Source organism: Magnetovibrio sp. PR-2, from assembly GCF_036689815.1.
Classification (GTDB): domain Bacteria; phylum Pseudomonadota; class Alphaproteobacteria; order Rhodospirillales; family Magnetovibrionaceae; genus Magnetovibrio.
In genome coordinates this window covers 356,359-369,264 of record NZ_JBAHUR010000003.1, presented here as the reverse complement: position 1 = coordinate 369,264, position 12,906 = coordinate 356,359, and the positions used below count along the sequence as shown (strand labels likewise).

General features: G+C 53.5%; 13 protein-coding genes. 2 read left to right on the top strand and 11 right to left on the bottom strand.

The genetic code is table 11. The features are described 5' to 3' along the window. Positions 1-3 precede the first annotated feature (3 nt). The 10 genes from V5T82_RS06660 to V5T82_RS06615 all read right to left on the bottom strand — a co-directional run bounded on the left by V5T82_RS06660 (position 4) and on the right by V5T82_RS06615 (position 11,096). A complete protein-coding gene (locus V5T82_RS06660) occupies positions 4-432 on the bottom strand; it encodes a DUF805 domain-containing protein (protein WP_332894829.1) in 429 nt (142 codons plus the stop codon). Positions 433-555: 123 nt separating this feature from the next. Further along, entirely contained in the window at positions 556-1,620 is a 1,065-nt protein-coding gene (gene fba / locus V5T82_RS06655) for a class II fructose-bisphosphate aldolase (RefSeq protein WP_332894828.1), read from the bottom strand. Between the two features lie 38 nt (positions 1,621-1,658). Beyond that, positions 1,659-3,638 (bottom strand): transketolase, encoded by a 1,980-nt coding sequence (gene tkt, locus V5T82_RS06650; protein WP_332894827.1) that lies wholly within the window; start codon positions 3,636-3,638, stop codon positions 1,659-1,661. A gap of 38 nt (positions 3,639-3,676) precedes the next feature. Beyond that, positions 3,677-4,612, bottom strand: coding sequence for a phosphoribulokinase (locus tag V5T82_RS06645; RefSeq protein ID WP_332894826.1), 936 nt, complete (start codon positions 4,610-4,612; stop codon positions 3,677-3,679). Between the two features lie 13 nt (positions 4,613-4,625). Then, positions 4,626-5,612, bottom strand: coding sequence for a class II fructose-bisphosphatase family protein (locus V5T82_RS06640; RefSeq protein ID WP_332894825.1), 987 nt, complete (start codon positions 5,610-5,612; stop codon positions 4,626-4,628). 234 nt (positions 5,613-5,846) lie between these two features. Then, on the bottom strand, positions 5,847-6,485 hold the full coding sequence (locus tag V5T82_RS06635) for a LuxR C-terminal-related transcriptional regulator (protein ID WP_332894824.1): 639 nt from the start codon (positions 6,483-6,485) through the stop codon (positions 5,847-5,849). Positions 6,486-6,914: 429 nt separating this feature from the next. Continuing rightward, on the bottom strand, positions 6,915-8,294 hold the full coding sequence (locus tag V5T82_RS06630; RefSeq protein ID WP_332894823.1) for a c-type cytochrome: 1,380 nt from the start codon (positions 8,292-8,294) through the stop codon (positions 6,915-6,917). A gap of 54 nt (positions 8,295-8,348) precedes the next feature. Then, the gene (locus V5T82_RS06625) at positions 8,349-8,900 is read right to left on the bottom strand and encodes a NapC/NirT family cytochrome c (protein ID WP_332894822.1); all 552 of its coding nucleotides are present in this window, start codon (positions 8,898-8,900) and stop codon (positions 8,349-8,351) included. Between the two features lie 250 nt (positions 8,901-9,150). Then, positions 9,151-10,452, bottom strand: coding sequence for an FCSD flavin-binding domain-containing protein (locus tag V5T82_RS06620; RefSeq protein WP_332894821.1), 1,302 nt, complete (start codon positions 10,450-10,452; stop codon positions 9,151-9,153). Between the two features lie 14 nt (positions 10,453-10,466). Beyond that, positions 10,467-11,096 carry a c-type cytochrome gene (locus V5T82_RS06615; protein ID WP_332894820.1) on the bottom strand — a complete coding sequence of 210 codons (630 nt, stop codon included), beginning with the start codon at positions 11,094-11,096 and terminating at the stop codon, positions 10,467-10,469. A gap of 392 nt (positions 11,097-11,488) precedes the next feature. Between V5T82_RS06615 and V5T82_RS06610 the strand changes: the two genes are divergently transcribed. Next, positions 11,489-11,677 (top strand): YqaE/Pmp3 family membrane protein, encoded by a 189-nt coding sequence (locus tag V5T82_RS06610; RefSeq protein ID WP_332894819.1) that lies wholly within the window; start codon positions 11,489-11,491, stop codon positions 11,675-11,677. A 45-nt stretch (positions 11,678-11,722) separates the two neighbouring features. After that, positions 11,723-11,974: a DUF6460 domain-containing protein gene (locus V5T82_RS06605; RefSeq protein ID WP_332894818.1), complete on the top strand. Its 252-nt coding sequence runs from the start codon at positions 11,723-11,725 to the stop codon at positions 11,972-11,974. On the opposite strand, the gene V5T82_RS06600 is transcribed toward V5T82_RS06605, so the two are convergent. Then, positions 11,961-12,902, bottom strand: coding sequence for a LysR family transcriptional regulator (locus V5T82_RS06600; RefSeq protein ID WP_332894817.1), 942 nt, complete (start codon positions 12,900-12,902; stop codon positions 11,961-11,963). The genes V5T82_RS06605 and V5T82_RS06600 overlap by 14 nt on opposite strands. Positions 12,903-12,906 lie beyond the last annotated feature (4 nt).

Below are 12,906 nucleotides of genomic sequence, written 5' to 3'. Positions count from 1 at the left end.
ATGTTACGCAGGCTGATTGTCTGCACCCAATTCCCATGGCCGCCGGTTTGCGTAACTGGTCGGAAACGCACAGAGCAAAAAAATGAGGGCATAACCGAGCGGATAGAGAAGAGCTAGGCCGACAATGGCCAAATAAGCCCATTTGGGAGAATGCTTTGTATCGTTTAAGCGTCGAACCACTAAGATTGAAGACACAATTGTCAGCCCCATGGCAAAGGCTGGCAGAAGTATGGCAACATATACGCCGGACTGTGAGATGCCGTAGCCCAGAACGAGTGAGATTGCGTAGGTAAATAGGCCGTATTGAAAGAACGTTTTGCGTGTTAGGAAATTCCGCATTTCTTTCTTCAGTTCAAGCGAAACTGTGACAAACATGCACATCAAAATCAAACCGATGACGATACCGACAAAAAGAAGTGAAAAACCAAACATAGCTATCCATCAAAAAACATATTTGAGCATGCCACAACCATAACAATTCACCAAACAACTGAACACAACAAAAAGGGCGGCCCGATTGGACCGCCCTTTTCATTTCGATTGTAAGCGTCAGCCTTAGTTGACTTTTGCGTCCAATTCGCCAGCTTCGTATTTCTCGAACATGACTTCGAGAGACTGGGGCTTGATCTTGTCGGCTTGACCGGCGGAGCCGAAAGCTTCGTAACGGTTTTTGCAGATGTCGGTCATGCCTTTGGTGGCTTCGGCCAGGAACTTGCGCGGGTCGAAGTTGGACTTGTTTTCGTCCAAGTGACGACGGATGGAACCCGTAGACGCCATGCGAAGATCCGTGTCGATGTTGACTTTACGCACACCGGATTTGATGCCTTCGACAACTTCGTCAACCGGAACACCGTAGGTTTGCGCCATGTCACCGCCGAAGTCGTTGATGATCTTCAGCCAGTCTTGCGGCACAGCAGAAGAGCCATGCATGACCAGGTGCACGGACGGGATGCGTTCGTGGATTTCTTTCACGCGGTCGATGCGCAGCACTTTGCCGGTGGGCTCTGCGGTGAATTTGTAAGCACCGTGGGACGTGCCGATAGCGATAGCAAGCGCGTCCACGTTGGTTTTCTTCACAAAATCGGCCGCTTCGTCCGGATCGGTCAGCATTTGATCCATTTCCAGCTTACCTTCAGCGCCGATGCCGTCTTCTTCGCCAGCTTCGCCGGTTTCGAGCGAGCCCAAGCAACCCAGTTCGCCTTCGACGGACACGCCACAGGCGTGGGCCATGTCGACAACAGCTTTGGTTGTATCGACGTTGTAGTCGTAGGACGCCGGGGTTTTGCCGTCGGACATCAAAGAGCCGTCCATCATCACCGAGCTGAAGCCCGATTGGATGGAGCGTTGGCACACAGCCGGAGACGTCCCATGATCTTGGTGCATGCAGATCGGAATGTGCGGATAAGCTTCGATGGCGCCCAAGATGAGGTGGCGCAAGAACGGCTCACCTGCATATTTGCGGGCACCTGCGGAACCTTGCAAAATCACCGGGCTGTTCACGGCGTCGGCCGCTTCCATGATGGCTTTGACTTGTTCCATGTTGTTGACGTTAAACGCAGGCAGGCCGTAGCCGTTTTCTGCTGCGTGGTCGAGAAGCTGGCGCATAGATACGAGGGCCATAAATCTCTACTCCCTTTTTATGTTTCGTTACGTATGGATTACAGGCGCGCTTTGGCTTCTGCAACCACATTCTCGGCGGTGATGCCGAAGTGTTTGTACAATTCGCCTGCCGGGGCCGAAGCACCGAAGGAATTCATGCCGACAAAGCCGCCGTCGGATCCGGTGTATTGGTCCCAACCAAAGCGCATGGCAGCTTCAACACCGACTTTCGCGGTGCCTTCACCCAATACGCTGGCTTTGTAAGCATCGTCTTGTGCGTCGAACAGTTCCCAGCACGGCATGGACACGACTGCCGTCGGAATGCCTTCGCCTTGCAGCATATCGCGTGCGTTCATGGCGATTTCAACTTCCGAACCGGTGGCCATCAGCGTGACCTTACGATCGCCGCCTTCTGCGTCAGCTAAAACGTATGCACCTTTGGCAGACAGGTTTTCGTCCGTGTGGGTGGTGCGCAGCGTCGGCAGACCTTGACGGGTCAAGACCAAACCGGACGGCGTTTTTTCAGACGCCAGGGCAATCGCCCAGCATTCCGCCGTTTCCACGACGTCCGCCGGACGCATGGTGTTGAAGTTCGGAACCGAGCGCAACATCGCCAGCGTTTCAACCGGCTGGTGGGTCGGGCCGTCTTCGCCCAGACCGATGGAATCGTGGGTCAGAACGTAAGCTACACGGATTTCCATCAATGCGGACAAGCGCATCGCCGGGATCATGTAGTTGGCAAACACGGCGAACGTGCCACCGTAAGGAATGAACCCACCGTGCAGGCTCATGCCGTTCATGACGGCGCCCATGGCGTGCTCACGCACACCGTAGTGGATGTAGCGGCCAGAGAAGTCGGTGTTCAAAACGGAAGCCGTGGACGGCGTTTTGGTCAGAACGGACCCGGTCAAGTCAGCCGAGCCACCGATCATTTCCGGAACGGCTTCGGTGAGAACTTCCAAAGCCATGCCGGATGCTTTACGCGTGGCGACTTTCGGAGCGTCTTCGGACAGCTTCTTTTTGTAAGCGTTGAAGGCATCTTCCCAACCGCCCGGCAAGGTGCCGGCTTCGGTGCGGGTGAACTCAGCTTTGGTGGCGTCGTCCAGGGCGTTCAAACGGCCTTCCCAGCTTTCGCGGGCGGCTGAGTTTTTCGCCAAGGCAGAGCGCCAAGCTTCCAAAACGTTTTGTGGAATTTCGAACTCACCGTGGTGCCAGCCCAAACCTTCGCGCATGCCTTTGATTTCTTCGTCGCCCAGCGGAGCACCGTGGGTGTCGTGGGTACCGGCTTTGGTCGGTGCGCCATAACCGATGGTGGTTTTGCACGCGATCAAGGACGGCTTGTCGGAGGCTTTGGCTTTTTCGATGGCCGCTTCGATGGCCGCTGCATCGTGACCGTCGATTTTTTGCGTATCCCAACCGGACGCTTCGAAACGTGCGCACTGGTCGTCGGACGTGGTCAGGTTGGTGTTACCGTCGATGCAGATTTCGTTATCGTCCCACATCAAGATCAGCTTGTTCAGCTTCAAGTGACCCGCCATGGAGATGGCTTCTTGGGAAATACCTTCCATCAAGCAACCGTCACCGGCGATGGAGTACGTGTAGTGATCAACAATGTCGTCGCCGTAGCGTGCAGCTTGCATTTTTTCAGCGAGCGCCATGCCGACAGCGGTGGTGATGCCTTGGCCCAGCGGACCCGTGGTGGTTTCAACGCCGTCCACGTGGCCGTATTCCGGGTGACCTGCGGTTTTGGACCCCATTTGGCGGAAGTTCTTGATGTCGTCGATGGAAACGTCGTCAACGCCTGCCAAGTACAACAAAGAATACATCAGCATGGAGCCGTGGCCTGCCGACAGAACAAAACGGTCACGGTCGGCCCACTTGGTGGCTTTCGGATCCCATTTCATGAACTTGGTGTACAAGACGGTTGCCACATCCGCCATGCCCATGGGCATGCCGGGGTGGCCGGAATTGGCTTTCTGCACCGCGTCGACGGACAGAAAACGGATGGCATTGGCCATTTCGTTGTGGGTTGCGGTCATGGTTCTCACTCCTCCCGTAAGGGTTTTTTGGTCTTAACTTAAATTGCGTGGTGGCCAAGGGCAGCCTTGACCATGTGGTATGTGATCAGCAGCTCAGACAACGCCAAAGGATGGCTGAGTGCGGTATGGTTTTGTGAATCGCGGAACTGTCCAACGTTTTCGCGCAGGTGCTGCGCTTCGGGGATCAAGTTCCACAACAAATCTTCAACGGCCTTGGCACGTTTGTCAGACAGATCGCCATGGATGTCCAAAACGTCCACGGGCTTGCCGTCAATGTCACGCGCAAGCTCGAGACGGAAGCCCTTCTTCGCGGCGTCCAGAACCGGCGTCAAATCCGGGTGTGGCAAGGTCGGGCGAAGCGTGTGACGCACGTTCAAATGCGCCCCCGTTTCGTCGTGATTGGTTTCCGGCGGATAGAACGACACCACCATGTCCGCAAATGTGCGTTGCGGCAGGATGTAGTTCAGACTGTCGTCAACGCGCTTGTCCAAGATTTCGTAGACGCGCTCTTCGCTGTAGCCGCGCACCTGGGTGTCGCGTTGCATCTTCCATTTGACGCGCAGGGCTTCTTCGGGCTCGGAAAAGATTTTGACGTCATAGCAATCGCGCATGGCGCGGGTTGCATAGCCCATCAGACCTTCCAAGATGATGTATTCTTTGGGCTCGACGTGCTGGCACGGGCCGAAGGTGCCGCTGCCGTGGTTGTACGTCGGCTTCAAGATGGGCTGGCCTTCACGCAGCAAGCCGATGTGTTGTTCCAAAATATCGATGTGATTGGCTTCGGGGTTCAGCGCCGTGATGCCGCGTTCCTGACGCTCAGCCCGGTTGAATTTGTGGTAGTCGTCGGTGCAAATGCTGACCACACGATCATGGCCGAGGATTTCGGCGATGCCTTGGGCAATGGTGCTTTTGCCGGATGCACTGTCACCGACAATGCCCAAGATGATCGGACGTGTGATTGTTTTGAACGGCATTGGGAGGTCTCTCTTAAGATTGGTCATGTCGCTCGTGCCAGCTGGTGAGCATTTGACGGCGTGCGGCCTGGTCCGGTTGGCTGGAGCCGCTGATCAGCAAAGATTGCGTGCTCTCAAGGTTGCCTTTGCGCTCGACCCCTTCAAACAACAGCCCCGTTGTGATGCCCGTTGCGGTGAAATGGACGTTTTCAGATTTCACCAGTTCATCCACGCCCATCCATTTGGTGGTGTCCAAGCCAGCTTTGGCGACAGCGGCTTTTTCCGTAGTGAGCTGCGGGTCAATGCGCATCATGAATTCACCGCCCAAGGCACGCACGGCAACAGCGGACAACATGCCTTCGCGCGCACCACCCGTGCCCATCAAGGCGTCAATGCCACTGTCGGGCAGTGACGCCATCAGACCGCCGGCAACGTCGCCAGCGGGATACAGCGCGACACGTGCGCCAGCGTTGTGGATTTGGTGGACCAGTTCACGGTGACGGGGCTTTTCCAAAACAAAAACCGTCAGCTCCGACACAGGTTTGTTCAGGACGGACGACAACTGCCCCAGTTTGACCTGCGTCGGCGCACCGGGATCGATTTTACCCCGTGCGGCTGCGGGGGCAGCAAATTTTTCCATGTAAAAGGCTGGGCCCGGGTCGAACAGCGAACCTTCAGGTGCCAAAGCCATAACGGCCATGGCATTGGTCATGCCGCGCGCCAAATAAGACGTTCCTTCGACAGGGTCGACCACGATGTCGAAATTGGGCCCGTCCCCTGCGGCCAATTCCAATCCTGTGGGCAGACCGCCCTCTTCGCCACCCTCTTCGCCGACAACCACACGGCCCGATAGGCCAAGCAGTCCCAGTTCATTGCGCATCGCCGAGACCGCGGTTTCATTGTTGGGGCCACGGTTGCCGCGCCCGGCTTCCTCAGCCGCCGCGCGCGCAGCCGCTTCGGTTACGCGGGCAAGCGCGTAAACAAACAACTGATCATCGCAGCCGGATACGGCTAAGGTCATATTCAATCCGATCTAAATCTTGGGGGGAGCGTTCCGTCCCATGTGGCGCTTAAAGGTTCGTCCCCACCCATTCGGGTTTTACGTTTCACCATGAAACCCTGTGAAAAGGATTTCGCAAACACCCGGGTGGGGGGCGGACCCATGTCTTATGGGTGGCTTGAGCCCTACCCCCTTGGACGGGGGATTTAAAGGACCCTCTAAATTAGAGAAGTATAGTATTGAAAACGCACGCTTTTATGCATTGCCACTGGCATTGAGGTAACACGCCACGGCTTGAGCACGATTTTTAACGTCAAGCTTTCCGTAAAGGTTTTTCAAGTGAAATTTGACGGTGTTGAGCGAAATGGTGAGATCGCCGGCAATCTGTTGATTTGTGCGGCCGCGCGCCAAGGACGCCAGCAGCTCTTGCTCGCGTGCCGTGAGACCTGAAAACGGATCGGAGCCCGAACGCGACAAGTCCATGAACGGGAACACCATGCGTCCCTCTGACACAGCCAACACGGTTTCCGCCAAAACGGACGACGGATCACACTTTGAACAGAACCCGGCACCACCAAATCGCATCACTTGGCGGGGAATGTCCGGAGCCGTATTGCCGGTAAACACAATTGTGCGCGGCGGTGTTTCGGTCTTTTGCAAGGCCTGCAAGACCCCTTGGCCATTCAGATAAGGCATATTCCAACCAATGATGCCGACATCAAACGACAAGCGGCTCACCGCTTCCATAAATCGTTCGCCATCCGCAGCGGTCGCCACCAAATTAAAGCGATCGTCTTGGTCGAACATTTGCACAAGCCCATTGAGAATCAGCGGCGACTTATCGCACACCACGACATCAATAGGATAACGGTCTTCGTTGTTTTCTTCGCTCACGATACGGTCCTCATCTTGAGATGAAGCATGCTGCCTGCCCCTCACATTTTATTGTTTTGTCCCCAGGGCACGCCCGAACGGGTAGTGTTGGTTCGATTATCCTGAACCGTTCGAAATTGTAAAGCCCAATACCTACCCGCAGTGCAGCAATTCGTATAAGTAACTGTATCTAATAAACTTATAAATCAGTAAAACGTAATATAAAGGCTACCCATTTGAGTATTGCTGCAATGCAGCAACTAAATTTTGGTTTGCATGAGGGTTAACCTACCCGAGTTATGTGGACGATTCCGGCTCAAAAGGACGTGGGTAGGTTACTCCCCACCCTTCTTATGCATAGCCCATAAAAAAAGGCCCTGCCGAGCTGCTTTCACAACTGGCAGGGACCTCCCCCTCGCAGGCCTTGCGGCCTTGCTTATGCGTTTGCCCTTACTTACGGGTGGGCAGCGTTTGCAGTTTCGACAGAACGTCCTTGATCTTGGCTGGCGACATGGTCGCTTGCCATGCAGGCATTTCGTCGCCCGGGTGACCGTGCAGCGTTTGGTGCAGGGCTTGCCACGGTTTTTCCGTCGCCACGCGGCCCAAGGGCGGCATGGTGCGAATGGCGCGACCGTTGTCGCCGTGACAGGTTGCACACAGGGTCAGATAGTACTGCGTGGCATTGTCCGCCTTGCCGCGTGCTTCTTTAGAGCGCGCGTCGATATATTCGTTCATATCGATTTGACCTTGGCTGACGAAGACCGCCAGATCATAAAAGTCAGAATAGTGCAGACGGCCATCTAAGTTGTGAACGTCGTTCTTTAAGACTTTGATGATGGTCTTGGGATGGGCACCGATCATATTGCGGATGCCGCGAATACCTTTGTCGCCTTTGTAATCCCAACCGTGACATTCCACACAGCGCCAGGTGCTTGATCCAGACAGGAGCTCGCTTTCTTTGCCTTTGGGAAAGGCAGTGTGGCTGTATTTGGGATAGGTGGTTTTCAACTCTTCAGCCCAGTCGTCATACAGTTTGCCACCCCGCGCAATGGAATAGAGTGTGTCCCGGGACGGCAGGCTTTGAACATAAGCCAAAGTTGACAACGTTGTAGCGACTTCAAAAGCCCGCAAGGCCGGCATATCGTCGCCCGGGTGACCGTTGAGCATTTTGTGCAATGCTTGCCAAGGGTCGGCACGTGCTGCATCGCCCAAAGGTGGGATGGTGTCCATCATACGTCCGTCGGCACCATGGCAGTTCACGCAGATGGTCGAGAAATACGGTGAGCTGGGAGGAGCCGATGCGATGGCCCGCGCGGAGGTGCGATCGATCACCCGATCCATGGGCACCAAACCCTTGGTGACGAAGTTTGCAATATCGTCCATGGCTTGGTCATCAAACACATCTAAATACGCGTGCATCGGTTCTTTTAGCTTGGCTTTCACGTCTGTCGGCTTCGCACCGATCATACCGGCGATGCCCTTGATCCCGGTGAATTTGTCACCTTTGGCAAAGGCGCCCTTGTCGCCTAAGTAGTCCCAACCATGGCACGTTACACAGCGCCAGGTTTCAGCAGGCTTTTTCGCCATTGGCCCGTCTTCAGGATACAGCGGATGAATTTTCTTCGGCGCACGTTCGGCAAGTTCACGCACCCAGTTGTCATACATGCGTCCACCGGCCGCAACCGAGGCAACCATTTTTTGGTCTTCTTGGCTGCGCACTTGGGTGTCTTGTTGCGCAATAGATTGAGAGGTCGCACCCAAGACCAAAACAGCGGCCCCAATCATTGCGGTGCGGGAAATCATTTTGAAGTTCGTTAAGGCTTTGATCATAACGGCCTCTTATCGAATATGTTTTCGGGATTTTTCAACCAAAGGCGAACGGACTTAGTAGTCTGCGCCCTTCGGCATTTCGTGCACAACGCCTTTGTGACACTGAATGCAGTGACCACCGTCTTTTTGGGCTTCTTGGTGTTTGCGACGCGCACGACGGCCTTGGTCATCGAAAATCATGTTGTCGAAGTCGTGACAGTTGCGGCATTCGCGCGATTCTCGTTTTTCCATCTTGGCCCAGACGGCTTGCGCCATGCCCAGACGATGGTCTTCGAATTTTTCTTTGGTCTCGATGGTGCCCAGGATTTCATGCATCACGTCTTTGTAGGCCAGAACCTTCGCGATCAGCTTGTCAGGATAGTTGCTGGGAACGTGGCAGTCCGGGCAGCCGGCTCGAATGCCGACAGAGTTTTTGAAGTGATAGCTCTTTTTGTACTCTTCATACGGATACGTCATGGAGTGACAGCTGACGCAGAAGTCCATGGTGTTGGTAAACGCAATCGCTTCAACAAAAACGACCAAAAAAACGGCCGTACCGACAACGCCACCAAGCACTCCGCTCCACAAGGTCACGGGCTTCTTCAACAGGTTGAGTATTTTCTTCACGTTCTAGGCTCCCTGGATAAACGTGCCATCGGCCCTGTCGATGGCGCCTCACATTGCTGATTTCATTTGTATTTTTATTATTGCCGAACGGCTCCACTCAAAGCGGTTCGGAAGATCCTCAGGCTTATTGTACCTGTTGGATGTGTATTTAAGCACATTCGCATATTAGAATATATGGAAAAAGGCCCTCGTCCCTTTTTTTAGGAGCGAGGGCCTCAATCAATGTCTGAAAAGACCTATTGAGCTAGGTTTAGCCCCAGGTGTCTTTGCAGATGTTGTTGTACCAGCTGTAGGCAAACTCGACTTCGCGACGGCGCATCTCTGCAGATGCATCGCCCGGGGTCAAGCCACCAGCGCCTTTGACGCCAGCGATGATGTCTTTCTCAGCGTTGTACTTGTAAACAGCAGCAACGGAGAAGCCATAATCGTCACCCGCAATGGAGTAGCAGGTGTTGACGTAGGACGGCGTGCCAACTTCTTTACCAGCCATCAAAGCAACGATGGCTGCTGCGCAAACTTTACCTTGCGAGTTGGCTGCATAACCGGATTTCGGCATTTTGGTTGCGACAGAAGCGTCACCCAAAACGTGAACACCCGCATGCATTTTGGATTCAAAGGTGGTTTTATCCACCGGGCACCAGCCTTTAGCGTCGGTCAAACCGGCGGTAGCAGCAATGTTACCCGCTTTTTGAGCCGGGATGTAGTTGATGACGTCGAACTTCTCTTTGCCATTGGCAAGAGTTTCAACGGTCATGTCTTTTGCACTGATGGAATCGATGCCACCGGTGGAAGCAGCCGAACGCCATTCGATGATGGATTTATCGGTGCCATAACCGTACAGGTTCTTCCATGCGCCCGTGAACAGACCCATTTTGGAGAACTTGTCTTTGCGGTCAATGATGACCACTTTGGACTTCGGTTTGTGGTGCATGAAGTAGTTCGCAACCAAGCTGGCGCGTTCGTACGGCCCGGGAGGGCAGCGGAACGGGTTCGGCGGAGCCACGATACAGAAGGTACCGCCGTCCGGCATGGCTTCGAGTTGCTTGCGCAGCGTAGCCGTTTGCGGGCCAGCTTTCCAAGCGTGCGTGATCATGGAGAAATCACCAACGTCAGCAAAACCGTCAACTTTGAAGTCGATACCCGGTGCAACGACACAGCGGTCATAGCCGAAGGTGCTTCCACCAGCGGTCATAACTTTTTTGCCTTTTGCATCGATGGACTTCACAGAGTCTTTGACGACTTTAACACCCATGGACTTCAAGCCATCGTAGGACTGTTCGATTTGAGACAGTTTACGAGAACCTTCCAAAACTTCATTGGACATGAAGCAAGTGTGGTAGCTGGCTTTCGGTTCGATCAGCGTAACGTCGAGCTCGGCATTACCGATTTTCAGGTAACGAGCCGTGGTTGCACCAGCAACACCGCCACCAACGATGACGATTTTACCGTGCTTGCCACCGTGGCTGCCAGCATTGGCAAGCGACGGAGCTGCGAGGACGGCACCAGTTGCGGCGCCTGCTTTCAGGAAATTACGACGATTCATTTTAGACATTCTCTATTCCCCCCTTATTTACGGCTTGCGTAGAAGTTGAGAACAGCAGCCATACCATCATCGCCATGTTTGGCCATCAGGTCTTCCAAAGCGCGTTTTTTCTTACGCTTTTCTTTGTCTGACATGTTCGGGTTGTTATCGATGCTGCGATCGCCGGATTTGAAATCCATCAGGTTGTTTTTCAGATACGGCATCATTTGTCCGGCCAAAACCGGATAATCTTCGGCAGCATAGCCTTCTTTTTCGTGACAGCTTTCGCAGAGATCCTTAGCAATGGCTTGGCCTTTGGAGGCTGCGCCTGCGTCGGTGTTCTGCATGGCTACACGACCGAATTTTTTCGCGGAGAAGTAACCAGCGATGGCTTCCACTTCGCTATCGGTATAACCCTTGGCGATCCGTTGCATGATGCTCGATTTGCGGTTGGTGCCCGCTTTGTAAGCCTTCATGGATTCGACAAGATAGAATTTATTCATACCTGCAATGGTCGGTGCAGCCGGACCTTGGCTTACGCCGTCCGGACCGTGACAACCGTTACAGGTGTCTGCCAGCATGCTGGCTGATGCATCCGCCGCTTGAGCACTGGACAGGCTAACAAAGCCCATCAGTGCACCTGCAGCGAGTGCATAGGTCATTGATTTACGCACAATGGATCCTCCCACTCGTTAAATTTATGACTTTGGTGATAACACACCTGTATGTTCAGTCAAAAGGAAAAAAACGAACCATATCAATATCCTGTACATTGAGCGTGTGTTCAATTGGACCAGCAAAAACTGATATATGTGGGATATTTATATTATCACACCTATATAAGGTGTTATTTATATTGCAGCACACCAATATAAGAATTTGAATATGTTAGAGGTCACTCATTTGCATTATATCGACACGAAAATTAGGGATATTTTGCAGTGCACACTTCGTCCTTTGGGGGTTGCAATCGGACGGACTTTGCCTGAAAGTTGTTAAATCTGATCAGGCATAAAATATTTGTGACGATAGTTTTTTTTGAGATTGTTCAAAAGTTGGAGACATCATGCGCTTAATTCTCGCAATTCTCGTTCCGTGGCTGCAGTTTTTCACCATCGGCCGCCCGATCGCCGGGATCATCTGTCTGATTCTGCAGATTTCCTTGGTCGGTTGGATTCCTGCTGCCATTTGGTCCGTTTATGCACTCAGCCAGTACAAAACGGACAAAAAGATCAAAGACGCCATGAGCGGCTAGGTTCTAAACCCAAACAATTTGCTGATTTATTGACTGAGAATCCTCATGGCTTCTAGCTCTCCTCGCATACCCGTTCTCAAGCTGCTGATTTGGTGCCTGGTTATCGGTTTACTGTTGTCCTTTTTCAACGCAACGCCCGAAGGCGTTTACGCGTGGGCGGGAGATACCGGTAAGGCTGTCTTTGAATGGTTCTGGGAATTCGGCCAAAACATCGGCCCCTACATCGTTATGGGCGCCATGTTAGTGCTCCCGATTTGGGGTGTGCTATACCTGTGGAAGCTCTTTAAAGGCCGCTGACAGCGTATTGTTTTTTATAGTTATTGTGTGAAGGCACCTGTGCCCGTCGCCAAGCCGCGAATTGATCGCGAATGTGCTTGGCGAGTTCCGCTGCGGCCGTGTTTGTTTCGCTCGCCGATGTGTACAGGTTGATAAAAAACTCCGGCAATTCCGGCATACCTTCATCCGTGCCCAACACCTGGACGGTTGGCGGCATGGTCGATTCCAACAAGGCGGTAATGCCCAAATCCGCACTTAACATAGCCAAAGTCGCATCCATGTTGCGTGTTGCGCTGTGATCTTTCCAGGATTTTCCGGCGGCTTCGAGTGCACGGCGCATGGGCGCGCGAAACATACAGGTTTCATTGATGGTGATCAGCGGCACAGGATCGCGCATATGTGCCGTTCCCCCGATCCCTCCGGTCCACACCAACGCATCGCGCACCAAAAGCTCTGCCCCTGGTGGGGTGTGGGTTTCGGTCGTCAGGGTTAAATCCAAGTCCCCGCGCGCCAACGCTTTTTTGAGTTCATCGGACGGATCGAGAAAGAGCTCCACATTGACATTGGGATAAGCCCCCGAGAAGCTTTTCAAAATGGGCCCTATAAAGGGAAAGACAATGTCATAAGGCACCCCAAACCGAACAACACCGGAAAATTGCGGCGCCGTCATGAGAGCGAAGACTTCATCGTTCATGGCCACGAGTTTCTGTGCGGGCTGAGAGAGCATTTCCCCATCTGGGGTGAGATACAAACGTGCGCCTGTACGATTGAACAAAGGCTTGTCGAGCAGCTCTTCCAAACGTTTGATGCGCTGGCTGACCGCACCTTGTGTGACATTCAAACGCTTGGCAGCCACAGTCATCGAGCCATTTTCCGCAACGGCGATAAACGCTCGCAGTAAAGCGACGTCGATGTCTCTGGTCAGGAGTATTTTGCTATTAGCATTCATAATG

Bases quoted from the DNA above. Each gene is read 5' to 3' on its own strand.
- V5T82_RS06600 (WP_332894817.1), bottom strand. From the start codon at position 12,902: ATGAATGCTAATAGCAAAATACTCCTGACCAGAGACATCGACGTCGCT.
- V5T82_RS06660 (WP_332894829.1), bottom strand. From the start codon at position 432: ATGTTTGGTTTTTCACTTCTTTTTGTCGGTATCGTCATCGGTTTGATT.
- V5T82_RS06640 (WP_332894825.1), bottom strand. From the start codon at position 5,612: ATGACCTTAGCCGTATCCGGCTGCGATGATCAGTTGTTTGTTTACGCG.
- fba (WP_332894828.1), bottom strand. From the start codon at position 1,620: ATGGCCCTCGTATCTATGCGCCAGCTTCTCGACCACGCAGCAGAAAAC.
- tkt (WP_332894827.1), bottom strand. From the start codon at position 3,638: ATGACCGCAACCCACAACGAAATGGCCAATGCCATCCGTTTTCTGTCC.
- V5T82_RS06645 (WP_332894826.1), bottom strand. From the start codon at position 4,612: ATGCCGTTCAAAACAATCACACGTCCGATCATCTTGGGCATTGTCGGT.
- V5T82_RS06605 (WP_332894818.1), top strand. From the start codon at position 11,723: ATGGCTTCTAGCTCTCCTCGCATACCCGTTCTCAAGCTGCTGATTTGG.
- V5T82_RS06620 (WP_332894821.1), bottom strand. From the start codon at position 10,452: ATGTCTAAAATGAATCGTCGTAATTTCCTGAAAGCAGGCGCCGCAACT.
- V5T82_RS06630 (WP_332894823.1), bottom strand. From the start codon at position 8,294: ATGATCAAAGCCTTAACGAACTTCAAAATGATTTCCCGCACCGCAATG.
- V5T82_RS06610 (WP_332894819.1), top strand. From the start codon at position 11,489: ATGCGCTTAATTCTCGCAATTCTCGTTCCGTGGCTGCAGTTTTTCACC.